This is a genomic window from Leptospira bandrabouensis (assembly GCF_004770905.1).
Lineage (GTDB): Bacteria > Spirochaetota > Leptospiria > Leptospirales > Leptospiraceae > Leptospira_A > Leptospira_A bandrabouensis.
This window is the reverse complement of sequence record NZ_RQHT01000014.1, coordinates 112,142-135,878: the sequence shown is the minus strand read 5'-3', so window position 1 is coordinate 135,878 and position 23,737 is coordinate 112,142. Positions and strand designations below refer to the sequence as shown.

20 protein-coding genes and 1 pseudogene are annotated in these 23,737 nt (G+C 37.9%); 10 read left to right on the top strand and 11 right to left on the bottom strand.

What is annotated here, in order from left to right; translation table 11 throughout:
- The first annotated feature begins 17 nt into the window (after positions 1-17).
- Positions 18-1,130, top strand: coding sequence for a SpoIIE family protein phosphatase (locus tag EHR07_RS07780; RefSeq protein ID WP_135744568.1), 1,113 nt, complete (start codon positions 18-20; stop codon positions 1,128-1,130).
- Here EHR07_RS07780 and EHR07_RS07775 read toward each other — a convergent pair.
- The 4 genes from EHR07_RS07775 to EHR07_RS07760 all read right to left on the bottom strand — a co-directional run bounded on the left by EHR07_RS07775 (position 1,087) and on the right by EHR07_RS07760 (position 6,964).
- Positions 1,087-2,709, bottom strand: coding sequence for a glycosyltransferase family 39 protein (locus tag EHR07_RS07775; RefSeq protein WP_135744567.1), 1,623 nt, complete (start codon positions 2,707-2,709; stop codon positions 1,087-1,089). The genes EHR07_RS07780 and EHR07_RS07775 overlap by 44 nt on opposite strands.
- On the bottom strand, positions 2,706-4,367 hold the full coding sequence (locus tag EHR07_RS07770) for a hypothetical protein (RefSeq protein ID WP_238777361.1): 1,662 nt from the start codon (positions 4,365-4,367) through the stop codon (positions 2,706-2,708). The genes EHR07_RS07775 and EHR07_RS07770 overlap by 4 nt, the downstream gene beginning before the upstream one ends.
- A gap of 176 nt (positions 4,368-4,543) precedes the next feature.
- Positions 4,544-5,008, bottom strand: a complete 465-nt coding sequence (locus EHR07_RS07765; protein WP_238777362.1) for a putative lipoprotein — start codon at positions 5,006-5,008, stop codon at positions 4,544-4,546.
- 69 nt (positions 5,009-5,077) lie between these two features.
- Positions 5,078-6,964, bottom strand: coding sequence for a glycoside hydrolase family 36 protein (locus EHR07_RS07760; protein WP_135744565.1), 1,887 nt, complete (start codon positions 6,962-6,964; stop codon positions 5,078-5,080).
- 54 nt (positions 6,965-7,018) lie between these two features.
- On the opposite strand from EHR07_RS07760, the gene EHR07_RS07755 reads away from it, so the two are divergent.
- The 4 genes from EHR07_RS07755 to EHR07_RS07740 all read left to right on the top strand — a co-directional run bounded on the left by EHR07_RS07755 (position 7,019) and on the right by EHR07_RS07740 (position 11,246).
- Positions 7,019-7,657, top strand: a complete 639-nt coding sequence (locus EHR07_RS07755; RefSeq protein ID WP_135744564.1) for a ribonuclease D — start codon at positions 7,019-7,021, stop codon at positions 7,655-7,657.
- Positions 7,657-9,024, top strand: a complete 1,368-nt coding sequence (gene radA, locus EHR07_RS07750; RefSeq protein ID WP_135744563.1) for a DNA repair protein RadA — start codon at positions 7,657-7,659, stop codon at positions 9,022-9,024. Before EHR07_RS07755 ends, radA begins: the two co-directional genes overlap by 1 nt.
- 199 nt (positions 9,025-9,223) lie before the next feature.
- Positions 9,224-10,135, top strand: a complete 912-nt coding sequence (locus EHR07_RS07745; protein WP_135744562.1) for an esterase/lipase family protein — start codon at positions 9,224-9,226, stop codon at positions 10,133-10,135.
- A gap of 88 nt (positions 10,136-10,223) precedes the next feature.
- Positions 10,224-11,246, top strand: a complete 1,023-nt coding sequence (locus tag EHR07_RS07740) for a lipase secretion chaperone (RefSeq protein WP_135744561.1) — start codon at positions 10,224-10,226, stop codon at positions 11,244-11,246.
- Positions 11,247-11,285: 39 nt separating this feature from the next.
- Here the strand turns inward: EHR07_RS07740 and EHR07_RS07735 are convergent, their stop codons facing one another.
- Positions 11,286-12,242: a putative glycoside hydrolase gene (locus EHR07_RS07735; RefSeq protein WP_135744560.1), complete on the bottom strand. Its 957-nt coding sequence runs from the start codon at positions 12,240-12,242 to the stop codon at positions 11,286-11,288.
- Positions 12,243-12,328: 86 nt separating this feature from the next.
- Here EHR07_RS07735 and EHR07_RS07730 point away from each other — a divergent pair, with 86 nt between their 5' ends.
- Together EHR07_RS07730 and EHR07_RS07725 are read left to right on the top strand one after the other, a co-directional pair.
- Complete coding sequence (locus EHR07_RS07730; RefSeq protein ID WP_135744559.1) at positions 12,329-12,892, top strand: hypothetical protein; 564 nt, start codon at positions 12,329-12,331, stop codon at positions 12,890-12,892.
- 96 nt (positions 12,893-12,988) lie between these two features.
- On the top strand, positions 12,989-13,930 hold the full coding sequence (locus EHR07_RS07725) for a histone deacetylase family protein (RefSeq protein ID WP_135744558.1): 942 nt from the start codon (positions 12,989-12,991) through the stop codon (positions 13,928-13,930).
- A 10-nt stretch (positions 13,931-13,940) separates the two neighbouring features.
- Here the strand turns inward: EHR07_RS07725 and EHR07_RS07720 are convergent, their stop codons facing one another.
- From EHR07_RS07720 to EHR07_RS07710, 3 genes are all read right to left on the bottom strand, one after another.
- A complete protein-coding gene (locus EHR07_RS07720; RefSeq protein ID WP_135746222.1) occupies positions 13,941-15,218 on the bottom strand; it encodes an esterase/lipase family protein in 1,278 nt (425 codons plus the stop codon).
- 124 nt (positions 15,219-15,342) lie between these two features.
- Positions 15,343-16,548 (bottom strand): DUF1554 domain-containing protein, encoded by a 1,206-nt coding sequence (locus EHR07_RS07715; protein WP_338092087.1) that lies wholly within the window; start codon positions 16,546-16,548, stop codon positions 15,343-15,345.
- A gap of 151 nt (positions 16,549-16,699) precedes the next feature.
- Positions 16,700-18,304 (bottom strand): NADP-dependent glyceraldehyde-3-phosphate dehydrogenase, encoded by a 1,605-nt coding sequence (locus tag EHR07_RS07710; RefSeq protein WP_135744556.1) that lies wholly within the window; start codon positions 18,302-18,304, stop codon positions 16,700-16,702.
- 84 nt (positions 18,305-18,388) lie between these two features.
- Between EHR07_RS07710 and EHR07_RS07705 the strand changes: the two genes are divergently transcribed.
- The 3 genes from EHR07_RS07705 to EHR07_RS07695 all read left to right on the top strand — a co-directional run bounded on the left by EHR07_RS07705 (position 18,389) and on the right by EHR07_RS07695 (position 20,853).
- A complete protein-coding gene (locus EHR07_RS07705; protein ID WP_100720202.1) occupies positions 18,389-18,571 on the top strand; it encodes a hypothetical protein in 183 nt (60 codons plus the stop codon).
- A gap of 71 nt (positions 18,572-18,642) precedes the next feature.
- Positions 18,643-19,821: a MaoC family dehydratase gene (locus EHR07_RS07700; RefSeq protein WP_135744555.1), complete on the top strand. Its 1,179-nt coding sequence runs from the start codon at positions 18,643-18,645 to the stop codon at positions 19,819-19,821.
- A gap of 9 nt (positions 19,822-19,830) precedes the next feature.
- Positions 19,831-20,853 carry an MBL fold metallo-hydrolase gene (locus EHR07_RS07695; protein ID WP_135744554.1) on the top strand — a complete coding sequence of 341 codons (1,023 nt, stop codon included), beginning with the start codon at positions 19,831-19,833 and terminating at the stop codon, positions 20,851-20,853.
- Positions 20,854-20,877: 24 nt separating this feature from the next.
- Here the strand turns inward: EHR07_RS07695 and EHR07_RS19350 are convergent.
- The 3 genes and pseudogenes from EHR07_RS19350 to EHR07_RS07685 all read right to left on the bottom strand — a co-directional run.
- Positions 20,878-20,973 (bottom strand): annotated as a pseudogene (locus EHR07_RS19350) (pilus assembly protein); the annotation flags it as partial.
- A gap of 34 nt (positions 20,974-21,007) precedes the next feature.
- Positions 21,008-22,852: a DUF2079 domain-containing protein gene (locus tag EHR07_RS07690; RefSeq protein WP_135744553.1), complete on the bottom strand. Its 1,845-nt coding sequence runs from the start codon at positions 22,850-22,852 to the stop codon at positions 21,008-21,010.
- The gene (locus EHR07_RS07685) at positions 22,853-23,644 is read right to left on the bottom strand and encodes an aldolase (protein ID WP_135744552.1); all 792 of its coding nucleotides are present in this window, start codon (positions 23,642-23,644) and stop codon (positions 22,853-22,855) included. It lies immediately after the preceding gene.
- Positions 23,645-23,737: the final 93 nt, after the last annotated feature.

Here is a 23,737-nt window from a genome sequence, read left to right as displayed (position 1 = left end):
TGCCGATAATCTAGTAGATGTCCGAATATTCTTTTAAACCTGAGATTCTAATCATAGATGATGATACAGAAATTTGTGAAACCCTTGAACTCATCATCAATGGGTTGGGATATTTTGTACGGTATTTTACGAATCCACTCCAAGGTCTGGAATACTTCGAAGGGGAACGAAATCCAATTGTATTTTTAGATGTCAATATGCCGCAATCTTCCGGTTTGGATCTCTTACAAAAAATCAAAGCCTATGATTCTAAAACCCAAGTCCTTATGATGACAGGGGAGCATGACATTCAAACTGTGGTTTCTTCTCTTTACCATAGAGCCTCAGATTTTATTTTAAAACCTTTCCATACTAAATCTATTGAGGCAGCCATTTCACGTGCATTCGAATATTACAATTTTCTAAAAGAAAAAGAATCGATGGATGAATCCATCAAACGTGATCTTAGACTCGCAGCAAAAATTCAAACCAAAACAATGAACTTGCCACTTTTAGATCACAAAATATTTGCTGATATTAAACCTGTAAGCTTTGTTTCAGGAGATTTTTTTCAAGTTTTGCCTTTGGATGGGGAGAGGACTTTGATTTTAATGGGTGATATCGAAGGTCACGGTGTAACTTCAGGACTCATCGCCATTCTTATGACAACGATCCATAGGGAATTGGTTCGAACTACAACAATCGCTCCTTCTGAATTACTTTCTCGTTTAAACCGAGAACTTTGTAATGAAATTGGAACGCATAGTATGACAGCCATTAGTATCATTGTGGACCATAAAAATAAAAAAATTATTTATGCCAGGGGTGGTTTTCCTTTCCCGTTAGTATTTCAAAAAGAATCTCGTGCACCGTTAATTTTACACGACCAATCAGGGCAAATTTTAGGGATATTAAAAGATATGGAATTTGCAGAAAATGAAATTCAGGTAGAGAACGGAGATGTTTTATTTTTATATTCTGATGGGTTACTTGCTTCCAGCACCCATCCTTTGGTCCAATCTCTCGTCCAACTACCTGCAGGTGCCAGTCGCGTTGATAGTATGAAAACTGAGATTACAAACTATATCCAATATTTAGAAACATCATCTAAATCTTCGGATGACATATCTTATTTACTTCTAGAGATTTAATATATTCAATGTTTGTTTTTGTGGCTTCGGTCAAAAATTGACCGAGCTTTTCTTTCGATAAAAAACTTCCAGTCTCAAATCCTTGTTTCCAATCTTTTCTATGTGATTCCATTTTTCTGATGATTTCGTTTTTGGTTGGGAAATCACATAACTTCTTTGTAATTGTTACACCTTTATAAAATAAAAAATCTCCTTTGGCAAAGAACTTCTTATCTTCTTTAGGTAAACTATCTATGTATTTTTTATTTTCAGCCAAATAACTTTGAATTGTTGTTTTAGTTACATCCCAAAGAATTTCTTTGTCTGGATTGGTTCTATTTAATGTGATCGCAGATATCATAACAATCGTTGTTCCAAATAAAAAAGGAGGAACCCATTCTATTTTGTTTTCCTTGGATTGGATCCAGAATTGGTGGGCCAAAAATACAATAGGTAACCAATAGAATCCCATGAGGTCCCAGTCAGCCGGAAAACCAAGTTGTGGATTATGGAAAAAACCGTGAAGAAAAAAAGCAAAGATGGAAACTGCAATGACTTTTGATTCGGGTCTTTTGATAAAATTTTTCCATTCAGATTGGTAAAAGATAATTTGATGCAGTAAAAATAATGTGGCAACCGAAGCATTCCAATACAAAACCGATAAAATTTCTTTGATATGGTTGAGTGATACCAATCTATTTTTGGGATAAAAAGGAGGATGGATTAAATGAGTGCTATTTCTGTCGATTGCCGGGTCGTGAAAGAAAAGAAAATAAACAAACCAAGGAATTAGAATGCTGAAACCAATTAGACCACAAAGTAATAAGTGTTTTATTTTTTTTTCTTTGGGAGAGTGTTCATACCATAAGTAAGCTAGAAGTAAAACTAAATATCCTGAAACCAAATGAAATAACATGGAAATGGCGACAAGAGTGGTAGCACCATATAACAATAATTTATTGTCTTTTGGGTTTTTTACATATTCTGAAATAAAAATGTATAAAAGCAAATGGGATGCTGTCACTAGAGTATAATTTTCAGCATAACCAAAGGTAAGTAAAATTCCACCTGATGAAAGTAAAATGAGTATCGATAACGAATTTGATTTTAAATTTTCTTTGGCAGTCCATAAAAATCCAAAGATAACTCCGATCCCTGCCACTTGAGATAAAAAGGTATAAGAAATTCTCGGATCATCCGAGAAACCAAGTTTAGAAAGAACGTTGGAAACTTGGCTATGAAGTACAGTTTCAATAATTTCATCTAAGGTAAATTGAAATCCAAATAATTTTGTTTCTAATAGATTGGTTTCTAATAGAAGAAGGCCATCACCCCAATCCATATTTCGAACAGGAAAGATGATTAAACCAACAAAAAAAAGGATAGCAATGATCCAATTCGGTGGAGTGTAGGATTTCCAATTTATAACAAAACGATTGTTATTTGATTTTAAATAAAGTATTATGAATTGTAAAAAAAGAAACAAGATGGATGTGGTTATATAAACATTTCGATCACCTGGAAAAAACCAAGGTTTTGTTTGTAAAAATTGAGACAAAAAAACGAAAAGATAGGGGATGTAAAAAAAAGCAGTTTTCATAAGGATTCTTTAATGTAATATTCTTTTGGGATTTCTTCAGCGGAGATGAATGGAAAATGTCCTTTACGGATATTAAAAAACACAAGTTCTGGAAGGCTATAAAATACGGTTTCTGTTCCTTTAGAAAACCGATATCCTTTATCAAAAGGTGAGGTGAATACTCCTATACTTGTGTATCCAATTCCAAAAACTGTATTTGCCAAACCTAAGATTGGGCGGTTCCAAACAGCCTCTTCGGTGAAAAATAAAAACGGATGGTCGATTGGATTTGTTTTATAGATTTTAGAACTGGGAACAAATCTTTCTTTAAAATGTTTTTCGGTAAATCCTTCAATTTTCATTCTTTTCAGATTTCGGTAAGATAAATATCTTTTCCTTTGTTTTGTTCCTAAATTAGATTCTAATTTCCAGGCTGCTACAGATGGAATAAAGTTAAAACTTACCACCCGACTTGATAAAGGATCCCAAAAAGTTTCATTTCCTATTTGCCCATCGGGAAACATTTCGTTCAAATAACGAAACAGTTCCGTTGTACAATTTTGGTGAGTTAGGTGATACGAATATAGATTTTGGATTCCTTCTGTGTAAGTTATTAAATTGTTTTGTTTGGTTATGGGTTCGAATTCATCTGAGTCATCGAATTCCTTTAGGTTCTGTTGATAAGGGTTGTATCCAACTAAATTGAATTCAATTCCATCTGGAGCCACACCCGATTCTAAAAAACTTTGGTAACGAACCAAAAAAGATTCCCAGTTAAAAAAATGGGTTGGACCATAATCTGAGACAAACTTTTTTTTCTGTAGAGTAAATAACTGCGCATATTCTTTTTGTTTGGTGGCAAGTACTGAATCTGGTAATGGGACGATGGGTAGGTATTGAAATCCGTTTAACTGTTTTTTAGGAAAGACTATCGTTTTTTTTTCTATGGATTTTTGTATATAGAGGATTCGTATGAGAATTGTCATTTCTTCCCAATCGTTACATTCGGAGTTAATTAAACAAAATCGTAAATCCTTCACTAATCGGACTAAGTGACTTTTCCAAATTTTTATTTCTTCTTCACCTAAGTGAAATTCGGGTCCATCCAATGACAAAAAAGAATCCTCATAGATAAGAACTGGATCTAAAAGAAAGTTACGGATAAAACTTTTTTTCTCAGTGTTAATGATTTGATTTCTTTTAGTTTGAATTAAATGGATGAGACGATACGGTGAATCTGTATTTGGTAAAGAAATGTCTTTTGGCGTTAGTTGGTTTTTATTTGTAAGCTCTGCCAAAGAAAGTATAGATTTTTTTAAAATATCTTTTTCTTTCTGAGAAAAGGAAAACAACTTAGGGATGGGGGAATCGGGATCCGAAATATTTGTGAAATACCCAAACCCACTAATAGGAACTGATGTTAGGTTCTTTTTTTTTCTGTTTTCTGAAGCGATCCATTCGTCTTCCAAATTTTTCTGATTTTGAATATGAGTTTCTTGGATCAAATAGAGTTCGTTCCATTTTTGACGTAAAATCTGTTTTGCTTTTTCGGAAAGTTCCCACTCGTACAATTCAATATTACGGTTTTGGACAACTCCATATTGAAAACGGAAATCATGCCAAGATTCTCTAACGATATGGAAGATTTTGTCCTCAAAGGAATATTGTAAATGGTACACTCGATCCCCAAAACGTAGGGCAGAGTGGCCTCCACTGGATTGTCCCGAATTCGAATCTATATATAAAAACCCATAGGAGTTCGGGTTCGAATGTAAATGTTGGGGGAAAAATAGAAAGAGGTGAATTAGTAAAAATAAATAATGGGCGGTGTAATTCCGCCCAAAGCTGGTCCGAATTATAGATTGTACCCGTTTAGTATTAGTTTTGCGACCGTAACATTTTGTTTTGCAACATCAGCTGCCACCACTTTCATTTCAGAAGGAGAGAGGTTTGCTTGTTTCAAACCTTGGCCAATGGCAATGTAAGTGGCGCTGTTTGATCTCCATGCGACGATTCCATGTGATTTTGCAATCAAAGATAGTTGGTTTTCTAACTCTGGTTTTTGGCTTTCGTAACGAATTTGTAAAGCAACTGTTGCGATTACATCTTCTTTGTAATCTTTCATAGCTTTTTCATCGCCACTATCAGAAATGGAAGAAATACTATTCGAAACTGATTTTACAAGAGCAGAAGTTGAATCAGAGATTGACATAGTCAAACGGCTAATGCTACCAGAAGCTGAATCTAAGAAAGAACAATTGTTAAGTGAAAATAGGGCCGCAATTACGGAAACCACAGCCAAATGTTTAGTCAAACGCATAAAAAACCTCTTACGACGAATTGCAAAGATTCTAAGTCCAAATTAGAAACCGTCAATTAATTTTCTCAATTAAACGGCTACTACAACTGAACCAAACGCAGGAAGAGTGGTTTCAAAATGTCCATCCACAATTCGAAGATCCACCATGGTTCCGGTCCAAAAATCTAAAAATGGAGCTTTTGATTTTAAACCTTGTGGGATGACAAAACGCACTGTTTGTTCTTCTTCCGTTGGATTCCAAATTCCCAAATAACCAGCTGGATTGTACATTGCCGTAGGGAATTCTTCTTCAAAAATTCCGATGGGAACCGGTGTATAAGCTTGGCATTCCCGGTTCAATTGGAAGGCTTTTTTCAAAAGATCCAACCTGTCCATCTCCAACTTAGTGAGGTCATCAGAAACTAGTAACATCCCACCTGACACTGCCATGACGGAAGCCATCAGTTTTGTTTGGGCTTCGTTCATTTTGTTTCTTTTTTTGCGAACTAACAAACAATCTGGATCATTCAGCCAAAGATGTCTATGCATGGAGGAACGTGTGATGTCGTTGATGAGAGCCGTTCTTGTACAGAGTGCGTCTCTGTCTTTTAAGAATACACGTAGTTTTTCGGGATACCAAAATGGTGCCACATCACAAGAGATGCGCATCCCATCAAAAATTCCCACCGATGGTAACATTGGAGCACCACATCCAAGTAAAAACGTGTTTTTCCCAACGACTTTACGGATGAGTTCCAATGCATTCCTATAACGAGCTTGAGGCGACAAACTTTTGTTATATACATCGCCAGGTAGAAGGCCAGCATAAAGAAAGTCCAATTTCAAATAAGGGTATCCCCAATCTTTGACAAGAGTTGAAAAAACTTTTTCGATATAAGCTAAAGCTGTAGGATGAGTGATGTCGAGAGCATAAGTATACCCTCTTCCCCAAAGTGGTTGGTAAATAGCAGGAACTGGTTTTCCATTTTGGTCTTTGAGGATAGCCTCTGGATACTTACGAAAGAATTCTGATTTTTTTCGAACAAGGAAAGGGGCAAGCCAGATCCCCGGTTTTAATCCCACACGTTTGATTTCATCAGCAAGGATTCTCATCCCTCCTGGGAACTTTTCGTTGGGTATAAGCCAGTCTCCAATTTCTCTTTGGTATCCATCATCAATTTGAAAAAATTCAAAAGGAAGATTTAATTCTCTAACTTTTGCTAGGTTGTCCAAAATTGTTTTTTGATCAATTTTTGTGTAATAATAATACCAAGAACACCAGCCTGTAGGAACTTTTTTTGGTAAATTTCCTGGACCTTCTTTATTTCCTAACTCTTCGAAGTATTTGGCAAGTTTTCCTTCTGGGTTTCCTTTGAAAGGTAGAACTTTGATTTTAGCAATACTTAGTTTTGCATTTGGGCGAAGGTCAGGCAAACAGTGGATATCATAAATGGCTTTAACGGATGTTATGTTGGCTGATTCTCCAAAAACCACTTCAAACTTGGTTCCAAATTCCCCTTGTTCGATCGGAGCATATAAAACTCCGTTTCCATTTTCTTTGTTAAAAACAAGAGTGAGGTATTCCGAAATGAACTTCCCAACTTTTGATTCATGTTTTGAATAAATATTTTCTTGGGAGTATTGCAGAAAGGATAAAAAAGGCGGCCTGTCTACCGATGTATTTTCGACTTTCCTTGAAATCGACCAGGATTGGTATCCATGTTGGAATAATGAATATCCTCCGCCTTCTGGCAGGATTGATAATTCTAACTCTAAGTAATCTACAGAAAATCCCACTTCGGGTCTTGTCGACTCTCGCCAAATGAGTTTGGGACTGAGGATGGTACCCGTTTTGGTGTCTGTTGTGGACGTAAGTAAAAGTTCGAATTTTTTACATTCGGATTGGTAAACCCCTGCCTTAACGGGAAGGAAGTTCGAAATAGTGACGGAATTGTGAACTCTGTATTGAATTTTCATCTTGGAAAAATCTATTTGATGATTTTGATAGGGTGGTTTCCATAGTAAGCCATTATGACCCAAAAACGTTCAACTATAAAACCAGTCGTCCTCCAGGGAGATCTGAACGAAGATTTCTTTGATGCCTTCAAAAAGGATGACAGGTTGGCTGTGGATTGTGAAATGATGGGGCTCAATCCCAGACGGGACAGACTCTGTGTCGTACAAATTTCCGATTCTAAAAATAAAGTCGCACTCGTTCAAATTCTCCCTGGGCAAACCGAAGCTCCCCACATCCAAAAACTATTTGAATCCAAAGATATCACAAAGATTTTTCATTTTGCAAGAATGGATATGACCTTTCTTCGTGCTAGGCTCGGTATTAAGGTTCAAAATGTTTTTTGTACCAAAATTGGTAGTAAACTAGCAAGAACTTATACCGACAAACATGGGTTAAAAGAACTAATCCGTGAGTTTTTTGAAGAAAACATCGATAAAAAAAATCAGAGTTCTGATTGGGGGAAAAAAATTCTCACCAAAGACCAAGTGGATTATGCTTCCACTGATGTTCGATTTTTAATCGCACTTGAGTCTATCCTCACTGAGATGATGATTCGTGAAAATAGGTTTGCCCTTGCCGAACGTTGTTTTGCTTTTTTAGAAACACAAGTAGAGTTGGATCTTTTAGAAGTACCCAATCTTTTTGAACACTGATGGCCAAAAAACAACTTCCCCAATACCAATGTAAGTCCTGCGGGGATAGTTTTGTGCGTTGGGCTGGGAAATGTCCAACTTGCGGGGAATGGAACCAAATTGAAGAAGTGACCAATACTTCTTCGGGAAGATTTGATTCTCCCGTTTCAGGGAAACCAAAAGACAGAAAATATACCGATCCTAAATCAATAGGTTCTGTGGTAAGTGATGTCCATACCCGCACGTACACTGGTTTTAGCGAACTGGATTTAGTGTTAGGTGGTGGAATTGTTCCCGGCAGTTTGGTGTTAGTTGGCGGGGAACCAGGAGTGGGTAAATCCACCCTCGTTCTAGAAATAGCCAAAAACATTGCAGAGGAAGGAAAGGTTTTATATATTTCTGGTGAAGAGTCTGCTTCACAAATTGGTTTACGTGCCAAACGAATGGGAGTTACCTCAGAAAATATTCTCTTATCTTCGGAAGTGTATGCGGAAAATATTTCTCAAATGATTTCGGATCTACATCCTAAAGTGGTTTTTATTGATTCCATCCAAACCATTCTCAAAGAAAGTTTGGTGAACCAAGCCGGAACCATCACTCAACTGAGAGAGTCTTCACAAATCTTTTTAGAGACCGCCAAACGTACGTCAGTTCCTATTTTTCTCATTGGTCATATTACCAAAGAAGGTCAAATTGCAGGCCCCAAAGTTTTAGAACATTTGGTAGATACAGTTTTGTATTTTGAAGGGGATAGGTTTAACTATTACCGCATCCTTCGTGCTGTGAAAAACAGGTTTGGTGCGGTAGGGGATACTGCCATTTTTGAAATGGTATCGGGTGGACTCAAACAAGTACTGGACCGTCATCGTTTGTTCATTTCCCCTGAGTCAGAAGAAAGGTCGGGTAGCGTTTTATCTTCTGTGATGGAAGGATCTCGTGCGATTAGTGTCGAAGTACAGGCGTTAGTTACCAAATCATCCTATGGGCAAGCCAGACGAATGGCAGAGGGCCTTGACAACCGTCGTGTGATCTTACTTTCAGCGGTTCTTGAAAAGTATTTGGGATTTCCATTATCCGAGTCGGATATTTTTAGTAATCTCGCAGGTGGACTTAGCATTGATGAACCAAGTCTTGACTTAGCCATTGCCGCATCCATTGCATCTTCTTTTAAAGACAAACCAGTTTCCAGAGAAATGGGATTTCTTGGGGAAGTGGGGCTTTCTGGAGAAGTGAGAAGTGTAGGCCAGATTAGTTTGCGACTCAAAGAACTTGCTGGTATTGGAATTTCTAAGGTCTATATCCCACAAGGAAATTTTAAAGAAGTGGATGGTCTTTTTCCTTCTTTAGAACTTACCCCTGTTAAACACTTACAGGAGTTAGGTTTTTAGCCTTATGGTTTGCATTCGACTAAAATCAGAAATACAAACGCTCAGGAAACCGACCTATTAGCAGTCCGTGGAGGGCTATCTTACAGCGTTAGCTAGGAACATCGTTCTGAAACATTTGACCTAAATTTGCCATAAGTTATTGACTAGTGTCACTGATCTGAGCTTATATTGTAAAAAACATAGAAAGTTCAGGTGAAATATGAAAAAGAAAATCGCAATCGGGTTTTTAGCAACCCTCCTCTCCGTTCCTACCTCCGGTTTGTTTGCCGGACCATTAGATGGTCAGTGCATCGCACTGGTTCATGGAATCCTTGGTTTTGACGATACCCAAGGTCTTGCAGGTGGACTCGTAAAGTATTGGGGAGGACTCGACGGTTATCTTCGTAGCCAAGGTGCAAAAGTCACCACTCCAGGAAGTTCTGCTACCAATTCCATTCCCACTCGTGCAAGCCAAATCCAATCAGCAGTATCCACATGGATGACAGCAAACGGTTGTTCTAAGGTGCATTTGATGGGCCATAGCCAAGGGGGACTTGTCATTCGTTATATGGTTTCCAATTTAGGTTTTTCTGGAAAAACACAAACGGTTACTACCATTAACTCCCTCCACCAAGGGGCTCCAATGGCAGATATCGTTCTTGCTGCCATTCCAAGTTGGTTACAACCTTTTGCAAATTCTGCACTTAGTTTACTGGCAAAACTAGTTTACCGTGATGGTCGCCCACAAGATGTAATTGCTATGGGAAAATCGCTTACTGTAAGTTATGTGAAGACTTTTAATACAAATTCCCCTAACAAATCGGGAATCAAATACTACTCTTATGGAAGTGAAATGGCTTGGGCTGATCTCATCCAACACCCTATTATGGCACTCACTCACCCAATTACTTGGGCAGGTGGATTGTATTATGGTTTAGGTGGTGGTAATGATGGTGTGGTTCCTTTGAATTCCCAAAAATGGGGAGCTTGGAAAGGAACACCTTCTTCTTATTGGTTTGCCACTGGAATTGACCACTTACAAGCAACCAATTTAGCTTGGAGCGGACAAAACTATTATGATGTGCAAGGTTGGTACTTAAACATCGCAAAAAACGCAAAAGCTGGTTTATAAAAAACCATTATCAAAAGCCGGATGCCCATCCGGCTTTTTTATTTCGAAGCAATTTCAAAACTCCTCATTAGGTTCTAATACATTCAGAATGGATTTTAAAAAAATTATTATCATAGTAGTTATATTTATTATATTTTTCTTGGGTTTGCTATATTTTCTAAAAAAAGACGGAAACACAAACTCTTCCAAACAATCATTCACTCCAGAAGAACAAATGGCTATGGATCGAATTTCGCCTCTGGGAACTGGAGAGGGATTTTGGGACGAGGCAATCTCTCCTTTTCGAGAAGATCGAACCAAACCTTATTTAGAGTTATTGGAAGATTTGAGAACGGGTAAGGTTAATTTTGTTTGGGAAGTTTGGGCCTTACGTCGTAAATGTAAACCTGAATATACTCCAGACCAATGTAATGCGACCATCCTTGCCTATATCGATTCTGAATATGAATCACCTGATAAAGAAAAAGTAAAAGACCTCTTTACTTCTTATTTTCGTTATGAAGAAGAATATCGAAGGTGGGAACAACCAACGGATTTATCTTTTGTGGAACTGTATGAAAAAATCAAAACAAAAAGAAGAGAGGTTCTTGGTGATAAAGCAGACTTAGTATTTGGAATGGAAGAATCTCAAGTTTCATTTTTAGAAGGAACTCAAAACTTTATCAAACAAACGACAAATCTTCCCGCAGAACAACGAGTAAAACAATATGAAGATCTAAAAAGAAAAACCTACGGTGCATATTACGATGCCTTAGTTTCTAGAGAAGATAAATATGATCATTACCAGTTGGAAATGAGTCTTCGAGATAAAGAGCTCAGTGCCATTACCGATCCCAAAGAAAAAGAAAAATATCTGAACAAAATTGAAACTAAATACTTTGGAAAGGAACGTGCTGCGAGTTTGTCGGAAGAGCGAGCTAAAGAAACTAAAGTTTTTGAATCCATCGCCAAGTATGAATCCAAAGAAAAAGAATTTTTGAAAGAGAATCCAAACCTTTCTGTAAGTGAAAAAGAAAAGAAACTAAAAGACTTAAGGATTCAGTTTCTTGGTTCGGAAGAAGAAGCAGATGCTTATATTCGGCGTAAAAATATAGAAGAAGCGGGAAAATAAATTCCCGCTTTCCTTTCTACCAATCACCAATAGTTAACTTTAGTTTTTGGTGATTTCCTGGTTGTTAGGAGTTGGCTCCGATTTGTATTTTTCGTAAGCTTTCATAGTTTCAAAATATTCGTTTCCTGCATTCCAAACAATGAACCCATGACCTAACGAATCTTTTGCACCTTGCATTTGCACTTTGATATAGTCGGTATAACTTAATTTACTTGGACCCACCATCATATTGAATCCTTGTACCCAAGCGATGGCTTTGGTTCCTTGTTTGGCACGTTTGACTGTGAAATCAAGTCCGTCTTTGATGGTTCCGTAAGGGTCTGCGACTCTTTTGGTTAAACCATAAAAATGGGATGGGTATAACATAGGATAAAGCCCATTCAGTTCTTCACTAAAGGGTTCTACCTTTTGACCAATCACATCATTTTCAATAAAAGGAACTCTGCCAAATACATCTGCAGTCCAAAGAGTATCTTTGGAACAACTGTCTTTGGTTTTTTCTTTATGTTCTTTTATGATTCCAAGGATCGATTCGTAACGTTTTTCATAACTCATACTAAAGTTAGTGCCACCGTCTGCATATCGAATATAATCTAACTGGATTTCTGGAAAACCCAATTCACATGCTTTGCGAATTGATTTTTGAATTGAAACCATTAAATTAGTGTTAGGCGTTTTTTCTGTAAGACCACCTTCAAAGTTTACTACTCTTGCCACCATATAAAAGCCGAGTGCTTTGGCTTCCGCTACTTGTTCTGGTGTTGGTGGATATGGTTGCATATCCACAACAGCAGTGTTCATACCTGCTTCTTTCATTCCTTGGAAAATTAGGCTCCACCGTTTTTTATCGCGAATGGTTTTGGTGTTGATGTAGAGTCCTTCAATAAAATCAGGAGTGATTCCCGAAGAATCTGCGTTTTGCCGTCTTTCGGTTTTGGATGCTGACTGGCAGGATAGGAAAAATAAAAGTAGGAGGAAAAAAGTTGCCTGTTTCATGGTAGTAATGACAAGAATTTGGTTTGGTTCTGAAAATTCAAATCGAATCGATTGACGAAAATGGCTAGCTTTCAGAAAATTTGGGCATGTTAGAAATTTCCAACGACTTCAATTTAAAATCTTACGGAAGGTTTCCTGAAGAATTATCAGATCCAAAAAATTTTAAAGACCGTATGGTGGAAGTTTCTCGTCTTTTCCAAGGAATGGGGGAATCTTATTTACAACATCTTGGTGATGATTCTAAAATCAGTGGTTCGGAAAAAAAGAACCTCATCGAGTATTTAGAAAATATTTTACTAGTCCTTGTGATGTTGCGTAAAATCGATTTTTCGCCTGTCGACGAAGAAACGTATATCCGAAAGGATCGAGGTTTGTTTGAACTTAGACTTAGGTTCACCGAAGGATCTGTATGGGAACTTACTGGATCCATCAAACCCGAATACAAAATGAAACAAAGAACCTTTAAAGAATGGTTTAATTCCTCTTTTTCTGCTGATATCAAAACATTTTATGCCATTTATGGGAATGCAGGAATGGACAAAGTCATTTCTCCAGAAGAAAAAATTCAAATCACAAAACAAATCGATCGTATCATTGCTGAAATTGTGGAGATGATTGTGTTTATTGAAAGGTTTATGTTGTTTCAATAAACTTTTTAGATATAAGAACCAAAGGATTGTTTATAACTCATAATTGGTCTTTAAAGAAATAAAACGGAATCGAATTTAGGAATCATTGAGGGATAAGTGGAATCATTAAAAACCGGAATTACCTTCCATGAAACATTTTTAAAACACAATACAGGCCCAGGACATCCCGAAACTCACGGAAGGTTGGAATCTATTTTGGACCATCTTTCTGATTTACCTTCTAAAAATTTTCTTTGGAAAAAAGATTTTAAGGAAGCACCACTATCGATCATTTCCTCGATTCATGATCCAAATTACATTCGTTTGGTGGGAAGGACTTGTGAAGAAAAGGGTTCTGGGTATTTGGATGGAGATACCGTTTTTTCTTCGCATTCTTTTACGGCGGCAAGTCTTGCCGTTGGTGCTGGACTTTATTTAGCGGATGAAGTCCTTCTGGGAAACTTAAAAAATGGAATGGCCCTCGTTCGCCCTCCCGGGCATCATGCTGAGTCTGACCATGCTATGGGTTTTTGTATTTTTAATAATATTGCCATCACTGCAAAATATCTACAATCCAAAGGGATCAAACGCATTTTGATTTTAGACTGGGATGTCCATCATGGAAATGGCACACAACACCAGTTTTACGAAGATGATACTGTTTATTTTATTTCGCTTCATCAGTATCCGTTTTATCCGGGAACAGGAGCTATGTCCGAACGAGGTAGAGGGAAAGGGCTTGGGACCACTCTGAATCTACCTTTGGCTCGTGGGGCAGGGGAATTCGAATATTTATCTAGTTTTCCTTCTATCCAAAGAGAAATGGAAAAATTCCAACCAGAATTTGTTTTGGTATCAGCTGGCTTTGATGCCCATAAAAAAGATCCACTTGGTGGAATGAATTTGTCTACGTCCTCATTTGAAATCCTTACTCAGGAAACACTAAAAATAGCTAATACATACGCCAATGGTAGAATGATTTCCTTTTTAGAAGGAGGATATGATTTGAATGCTCTTGCCGAATCGGTCAAATTGCATTTGGAATCATTAGCATTCTAACATCTTAAAATCAAATCTTCGGTGCCACACCAAAAACTTCCTTTACCCAATGGATTAAGGGCCTTGCGCTAATGATAGAAAAATGATTTTGTTTGTTTAACTCAAGTGTTCGTAAGGCGGGGTTTGATTTTCTGGTGAATACCTTATCTGTTAAGTAGGTAAGACTTTTTTTCTCTACAATCCCATCCCCAAGAAAGTTTTGTAACGGGTTTTCTACTCCTTCCATAAGTGCATAAGCTTGGTAAACATCCATCTCGTCCAATTCACCAAAATAAGTTTCGCCGAAGTAACCAGAGATGGTTTCCATCCACCCTTTTTCTTCTTTGCGTATGAGTCCGAAGGATAAGTCTTTGATGGCATCACTGCGAAGGTTGCCTATCATTCCGATAATTTTGAGTGCTACGTTGGGACTTTTTTCAAATAAAAATCCAAGCCAAAAACCTATTTTTTCTAAATACGAACCTTTGTTTGGTGCAGCGATTAGTATGATTTTCCCAAATCGAGGAACCCATTCTTTGTTCTCTAGTTTTGCATGATATAAACAAGAGCGAAAGATCAAACAACCTAAACTATAACAAATGATATCTGGTTTTATGTTTTGGTCTTCATTAAAAAAAATATCTAAAAGATGCATTAGCTTTTTCCCATTTTCATGGATGGGAAGACCGTGGTTGTATCTCAAATAAAATGGATAGTATCCTTGTTCTTGTAATTCCGTGGCAAGCCCAGGAGAGGTAATTTTTCTATCTTTGTATTCGACCGTTTGTTCCTGCCAAACAGTTTCATCTGTAAATAATCCAGGAAGGAAAAGAACAGATTTAGTTTTTTTGGATTCTTTATATTCTGCTATGGTTTCCTTTGCGGTGATGTCTTTCCCAATCGTTCTAAAACTCATATCTATCTTTGTGAGTTTGAATTTTTGATCATGAGAACTACCGAGGATACTAGATACCATTCTATTATCAAAAACCATATCGTCACTTTTTTGTGCGGTAAGTTCTACCTTAAAAAGTGCTTTGTCAAAGGCTTGGTTCGTTTGTTCAATAGTCTTTTGTAAACTATCATTTGATTTTTGCCCGGTCTCTTTGACTTGGACACCGGCTTTTTGTAATGCCTCTCGCCATTCTGGTTTATAAAAAAAAGCATTGGAAAGTAGATCTAATCCTCCGCCTGTACTCGTTAGGCTTCCTTTGACTAAAACTTGGATTCCTTTTAGAAGGGAATCTGTGGTTTTTTGGGTGAGGGCTACGGTTTTTCCTGCAAGGGAATTGATGAGGATTTGGATCACGGGGAAAGATTGTAACTCAAATATTTCGGAAAGCGAGTGAAAAAACAATGAAACTTTCTTTTTGGTAAAAGAATTGAATTGAAGAAACTAGAAACAGAATCGATCGAAATAGAGATAAGGTCGGTTATTGTTCTACACAGAGAAGATGGTATAAGAGGTCACAACTTCTACCTGAACCATTTCGAATCGATGAATAATTTGTACTATCAGATGTACCTACTCTTCCTCCATCCGCCACTGGCGCATTCGAAGTCCAATCTGAACAAGTAAATGACAGCGTTGGCGAGGCTTTTTGCCAATAGCTTGTTTGCGCAAATCCCGTCCAATATTCCTTGGCAGGGGTTCCTGAATCAAACGAATGGTTTAACATATTTGCTGCTGGTGCAAGGATAATTCCAGAAGCATTCGCTGTAAAAAGAGAGGCAGAATCAGTCGATCTTACATAAATCTCTCCCGGTTGGAAAACCCAATAATAGTTTTCCCCAGCTCCGCCACCGCAGTTATCTGTAGTACAAGCCCTTCGGTTGGTTCCATCGGTAAGCATTGCTTTATAAGTTCCCGTCGACGGTTTGTTTGCATCCGCATTGCATTTTAGATCAGCCCCGGCTGGACCATCCGCAGCGGCTCCTTTTAAGTCGCCATTGAATGTGGCAGCTGTAACAAATACTTTATATACTGCTGTTTCTATTTGGATACTAATGTTATGGGTATCTGAGTCGGTTCCGTTTGTCGCTGTTACGGCATAAGTAGTAGCAGGTAGTGTACCGCCAGTTGGTGTTCCTGAAATCACACAGTTACTTGCATTCAAACTTAAGCCAGTGGGAAGAGCCGGAGTTACCGTACAATTGGTGATCACAAAACTGAGAGTCGGAGTGAGTGATGGTATTGCTACATTCTCTTTAAAGATAAATGAATTTCCCGTATATGCCAAATAGATCCGTTGGTGGCTTATGGAAACCGTGCCACTTGTATTATAATAAGGGTCTGCACTTGTCGCTGTGATCGTGAGCGAGGAGGAATCTAAAACTTGGGTGGTTGAATTTAAACTGATTGTTTGAACCACATTATAATTTGCGGGAGTAAAGGTAAGTGGCGTAGGAGTGGGAGAAGTCCCAGAACCATTTATAGTTAATTTAGTATTGGTAAATGTAAAAGTGATATCCACATTAGCCGTTGGTTGTTTGACCAGTGAAATTCCAAAGTTTTGAGGGGTTCCATATTTCAATAGAACACTTGTACTCGATACGTTTATTTTTGCAGAAGAAGAAACGGAAACAGAAGTGGTTGCGGGACTAACGGGATTTAGGCCACTAATGAGCGTAAAAAGCAACTCATCTCTTGGGTTCACCTGGTTACAGGAAAGGAACCAAACGAAAAAAAGGAAAGAAACGAACCAATTCCGACGCAAGTTGTTACCCTCCCTTATCCTCTAAAACAATTTAGGGATTTACCTTTCTCAAGTATCGGAAAAGAAAAGAGTGTTACAAGTGAAATTCTTGGCTTAGGTAATTCGACGACCTTTCTTTCAGTACATCTCCTAGAAGATTACGTCCCATCTCATTGTCTTTGAAACTCACAACCGTACGGATGGAAAAAACACGCAGGGCATCGGAAACAGAAAGTGTTCCATCAGCAGAATCTTTACGTCCGGAAAATGGAAAGGAATCTGGCCCCCTTTGGCATTGCGCATTCCAATTGACCCTTGCCACTTGGTTCACAAGGATGTCGATGAGTTTGCCGATAGTTTTTGGATCTTTTCCGAAGATACTGGCCTGTTGGCCCAAATTGGATGCATAGATATAGTTTAACGGTTCTTCTACGGAAGAAAAAGGAACTATCGGTACGAGTGGCCCAAATTGTTCTTCCTGATACAAACGTGCGTTTGGTGGAATGGGGGAAAGGACTGCTGGAAACATAAAGGACTCATTGATTTCTCCACCACCAGGATTCAAAATTTTTGCACCTTTTGTCAAAGCATCATCTAAGAGTTCTTTTAACCATTTGGTTTTTCCTTCTTCAGGGAGTGGAGTAAAATTGACTTCCGTTTCCCAAGGCATTCCCGCTTTCCATTTGGCTAACTCTTCTAAGTAAAGTTTAGTAAACTCATCTAAAATGTCTTTGTGAACAAAAAGAATTTTGAGCGCCGTACATCTTTGTCCATTATAAGCAAGGGATCCCGATAGAATTTCCGGGACCATTGTTTTTAAGTCGGTGTCAGGTAAAACAATTGCTGGGTTTTTTGCATTCAGTCCCAAAACGGATCTTAGGCGATTGAGTTTAGGATGTTTTTTTGTGATGAGGTTAGCCGTATGACTCGAACCAATAAATGCAAAAACATCAATTTTGCCTGACTCCATAATCGGAGAAATGACTTTGGAACCATCACCATACACGGTGTTGATGACACCCGGAGGAAAAGCTTCCTTGAAACATTCAAGGAGTGGTTGTAGTAATAATACTCCATATTTTGCCGGTTTAAAAACGACAGTATTTCCCATAAGAATGGCTGGAATCAGTGTACAAAATGTTTCATTCAAAGGATAATTGAACGGACCCATACAAAGGACCACTCCATAAGGAGAACGTTTGATTTGTGCAATGAGACCTCCTTCTTTGATATAATTGGAGGAAGTTGTTTCCAGTTCTTGTAAAGATTCGATAGTGTCTTCTAAGTATTCGATCGTTCTTTCGAATTCTTTTGTAGCATCTTTTTCTGTTTTACCAATCTCCCACATAAGAAGTAAGATGATTTGGTCTCTTTTCCCTTTCATGAGTGTAATGAATTTTCGAACGGCATCGATTCGTTCTTTTGTTGTGGCAATAGGCCAAACGCCTGTTCCGTGGTTGAAAGCCTTCACTGCGGCATCTAGTGCGAGTAAACTCTGTTTTTCATCAAAATTAGGATAGGATCCTAAAACCACCTGTTCCAATTTCCCATTTTTGTTTAAAAAGATCGGAGATTTGACAATTTGTGATTCTCCTTCCCAGATTCGAATTTCCCCATCTAGGAGGTATTCTTTTTGGTGGATCGGTTGGATCCTGTATTTTTCTGGAATGGAATCTTCGGAAGGAAAAACAAAGCTCATGATCCATGAATCGAATGGGGAGGTGACTAAAAAAGCAACATTTTACAGAAAAGAACGGCCGATATAAAATTTATGGAACCATGGATGGACCAAAACAAAGAAGAGTGGGAGGCTTTGACCTTACGACTATTCCGCCGTGTCGAAGAATTAGAATCACTTATGTTAGAAGTTCGAAGTGATTTGGTTCGTTATCGTGCTGTGCGTGAAGAATGGTACCATTGGCATAGCGCCTGGAAGGAGGAATACGCAAAACGAGCGACCGGATGAGCCTGAAAAATCGTTTTCGGTAAGACCTCTCTTGGAAAATTAGTCCTATCCCATTCGAAAAAGGAATTCCCATGGCCGAAAAACCTATGTCCCCCTTTGGTGAGTTAGCTCCCAGCACACCTGCTTCTCTTTCTGATGTCAAAAAGAACATTTATGGTCGATACCTCGAAGAATTCAATGTAGGTGATATCTATGTTCACCCTCGTCAATTCACTGTGGACAGAAGTTTTGCCCAAGAATTTGCCACTGTGTTTATGGATGCAAACCCACTTTACCTATCTGCAGAATATGCAAAGGCACATGGATTTGCTGATTTACTCGTTCATCCACTGATGGTGTTTAACTTAGCACTTTCGATTGGAGTTCAAAATAACAGTGAGAAGGCGCTTGCCAACCTCGGTTATTACAACGCACAATTTTTATTACCTGTTTATCCAGGTGACACTCTTTCTTCTCGTACAAAAATTTTAGCAGTTGATGACAAAGGTCCAGACAAACCAGGAATCGTAAGTGTAAGAACCCTTTGCCTCAACCAAAAAAACGAAGTGGTTTTACAATACGAACGTAAAATCATGATCTACCAGTCCAATGGAAAACCGAAAGGCAATCCAAAACCTGGTGACGCTTCTGCATTCTTCCCAGAGTCAAAAACTCCGACACTCAAACTTCCTAACCTCAAATTTCCAACAGAGATGAAAGATGTGACTTGGGGCCATACTTACTTTGAAAACTTCAAACCAGGTCAGATTTATGTTCACCAAAATGGAAGAACCATCACTGACGAACATTACCAATGGACTTTCCGCGTAGGAAATACTCATCCACTTCATTATGATAAATTGTATTCTGCAGGAATCTCTGGCCCAATGGGTGGAGAACCAGTAGTATACGGTGGACTCGTATTTGGTTGGTTAGCTGGTATGGCTTCCCGTGATATTTCTGAAAACGCAATTTGGGAACTTGGATTCACAGAAGGATACCATACACAACCAGCATTTTCTGGTGACACTGTGACTTGTATTTCTCGAATTCTGACAACAGAAGACAAAGGAACGGAATATGGAATCCCTGCTGGGGAAGTACAAATCCAGTTCATTGGTTTGAAAAATATCAAAGCAAACGATGCACTCGATAAATTTGGTGCAGATCTTTTCCTCAAAGAAAACGATAAAAAGAAACTAGGGAAAGAAAAAATCCCAGAGAAAATCTTCGAAATCGAAAGAAGATTGATCATCAAAAAACAACCATAAGGTGAAAAAATGAAAGTTACCATCCCCAAACGAATTCCTGAGATGGAAGATATCGGGGATGGTGTCTTTAAAATCATTCTTCCTCAGCCTTTTTACGCACCTAACAATATTTATTTATACCAAGGTGATGATGGATTAACCCTCATTGATTCTGGTTATATTGAATCTATCCCGATGTTACAAGCATCGTTAAAAACTAAGGGATTTTCGTTTAAAGATATTCGCCATATTATTTATACACACAATCATTTGGATCATATTTCCTCTTCTTTGGTTCTTAAGTCTTATGCAAAAAACGTAACCTATTATGGGTATCGTGCTATGGCCGACGGGGTGGGAAATTATTTAGAATCGATGGTGCTTTTTGAAGAAGCAACAGAAGACTTATTTCATAAAGCATTTGGGGATAAGGAAGAACTGGATCGGATTTTGGAAGAATCACGCCAAGGTTGGAGACAGTTTTATAGTAAATTTAGTGAAACCAAAAAAGGGGATCCTGTTTTACGAATTGATGTCAAAATTGATCATAACGACAGTTTAGAGTTTGGTGGAAGACTTCTAAGGTTTTTACATACACCTGGTCATAATTTGTATCATATCACACCTGTAGATCCTTCCACGGGAATTTATTTTTCGGGAGATTTGATCATTGCCAATCTTACTGCCATTTATTCTGAAATGGATGGGAATTTAAGTGATTATTATTTTACACTCGCCAAACTTTTAGAAGAACCCATCAAACGTATGTTACCTGCTCATGGTAGTGAAATTGAAGATCCGAAAAAAACCATCACTCTTGTGAAAAAAACATTAAGCATTCTGGAAAAAGGCGTTCTCCGAAGGCTCAGAGAAGGGGAATCCGACTTAAAAGTCCTTATGGAAGCTGCCATCGGAAAAAAAGTCCATAATGGGGGCCACTTGCCGACAGCACTTGGACTTGTATACAGTATCATCCAGAAATTAGTTTTAGAAGGCCAGATACGTATCGAAAAACGTGAGAATGGATATGAAATCTTTCATATTGTAGATTGAGCGGTCGTTATGCGGTGGTTTGTTTTAATTTTTGAAATGATTTTTTAAATATTTTCCTTTTAAGTTTTTGTAAATCGAAAAATTTGAATCAATGCTAACAATTCGTTCGATTCTCATTCTCTAAGAGAATCAGCACGAACCTAAGTCATCCAAACTAGTTTCTTTGAGGTAACTTCCTAACTTCTACTTGTTCTCCTTCCCATACAAAAACTCCCTTTTGGTTTTCTAATTCTTTTTTATATTCCAAAATCCTAGATTTCGGCCAGAGAATTTCATCAGTAAACTCTGGGGCCATTACCACATAACAAACATTCGCCTTTTTGCAAATGGAGGAGGAGTTTTGGATTTGTTCTAATGGAAAGGTTGTCGCTTTGTCAGTGATATAGAAGGAAAGATTGTACTGAGTGAATACAAATATTCGGTTTGCGTTATCTTTTAGATCCAAAGGCTCATTTGGGTATGTGGGATTTTTAGGATTTAGTTTCTCTTTTGGCTCACCAAAAATTGGTCCCTTAAAAATGGAGAGAAGAATCAAATTTACTTTTTTTAGATCTGATTGGATTTCCTTTTGGATCGTAGGAATTTTCCAAGGACTTTCGATTTTGGGATCCAGTGGATAATTTTGGTCTAGTGAGTTTTTCCAAAAGAGACAAGTTAGAATCAAAAAAGCAAAGGAAAGAGTTAATTTTTTATCTGATCGGATCCATAAAATTCCACTATAAAGTATAAAAGGAACTAACGTATAACTGTAATACGTATAAACCTCATGGTGCCAAGGCCTTGAGGAAAATATATGTGTAGCATATATTAGCCCGATTCCTATGACTTCGGGTATCATCTGAAAGATTCCGAGTCCCCCGCTGACGATTAACTCAAGAAAAATTTGAAATGATTTTTTTGCACCTGTCACTTGTTTGAATACGGAATGGTATTCTTGGGTGAGTGTTTGGGTCCAAGAGACGGATTCTGATCTATCACCAAACATTGGATAAATGAAAAAAACATAACCCAACCATACAAAGACAATACTGTAAACAAGAGTTAGTGATTGGATGGTTGCTTTTTCTTTAGAGTTGTCTCTTACCGATCCACTTGACTGTTGCGCATCCCTATTTTCATTCTTTTTCTTTTTCCAAAGATTATATGAAATTCCTAAAACAGTCGGTAGAAAAAATAGAAGAAGATAAATACCAATATCCTCTTTTTGCGAGAGATAGAGAACGATAGATAAGGTTAAAACGTTATAGTAGATCCAAGGGGAACGGAATGGACCCTTTTGTATCTTTTCTCTTTGTTCCCAAATATAGAAAAAGAAAAAACCAAAGAGGAGAACTAGCACTTCAAAATGAAAACTAGACCCAATCCGATACAAATACAATTGGTTTGCCAAAAGAATCCAAAAAGTTAGAAATTTGATTCCATTCTCTTTTAAATGGTGTTTGGAAATTTGATAGGCCCATAGTATCCACAGGATGGTAGCTAGTTGATAAACAAAAAACACTGCTACAGCAAGTCCCCACCGTTCGGGAACCCAACTCACAAACGGTGTCAAAACTAACATCCCTGGTGCGAAGTGGTGGTGGAGATAACTTCCTTCACCTGATGGGGAATAGTAGCCGCTGGTGAATCCTTCTCCACGAGAAATAGAGAGAAGGATATCCGAAATGCCAATATAATCCGCATCTTGAAACAAAAAAGCATCGGCTAATGACTTTGTTAAATGGAACGCATGGTAGGTGCTTGTGATAAAAAAGAAAATACAACTGACAAAAAGTAAATAGGGGAGAATGGTTATCTGTTTATCAGATAACAAACCAATATTAGTTGTGCTTTCATTCAGCTTTGCCTCAGATTTAGCTTTTTTTTCTTTCCAAAAGTTTAAGATGGTTAGGAAAAACAAAAAAAGAAACACCCCCTTTTGGAAGGGGGCATGAAAGTTTTTAGGAGAAATAAAGAGAAAAGGGGAAACTAAACTGAATAAAAAAAATAAATAAACCACTTAACGGATAAAGTACAATACCTTTCTTTCGCCGATCCGCTCTCTATTGATTTCCACTCGGTTGCGGTAATAATAACCTTTTTCCGGAAATGTTTTAGAGAAAAATTCAAATAAATCCATTTCGAATAACAACATACATTCTGCTACGTCAGTGGAACCAATCGACATTGCTTTTTTTGTATCTACCATCACATGACGTGAGTTGATAAAGTCGGGTTCAATTTCGTTGGCAATCAGTTCAAAATTAGTTTTGGTGATGGTTCCACCGACAGAAGTTTTTTTCCCTCTGCTTTTTGCTTCCGAAATGATTTTTTTAGAAACACGAGTGACTTCTTTGTCGTCTGGTTTTTTATCCATAGAAGCACTTAGATCTGATCTAGCAGCTGTTACTTGCTCCAAACTTTGGAATGGAACAGAATCAAAGATATCCATCAAGTTTCTATATCCTGTGATGGTTTCCATGTTAATTGATTTGTTATAAGATTCGTATTCCGAAGGTGTGAGGAGATTCTTCATGGTCTGGATGAAGTTTTTTAATGCATATTCGGATTCCACCATCGGTGCAGAAATCCCCGATACTCCGATTCTTTTGCAGATTCGGATATCGTTTCTAGCTTCCGGGCCACCAATTTTGACATAGAGTGGCAAAATTCCGGCAGTGATCGTTTTTAAGAGGGAGATTTCTTCTTCTCCCATGTCCTCGGTTTCCGTACCTGTTTTAATGCAGACAAAAGAGTAGTTTTCTTTCATCTCCAGTAAGGTTTTGCGTAAAACGTGGATTGATGTTTCCATAAGTAGAAGATCTCCATGTATGGTATCGTCGATTCCCGAAAATAGTACAAGTCTTTTGCGCTTTTTTTCCCCCTTTCTTGACAGAAAATTCCA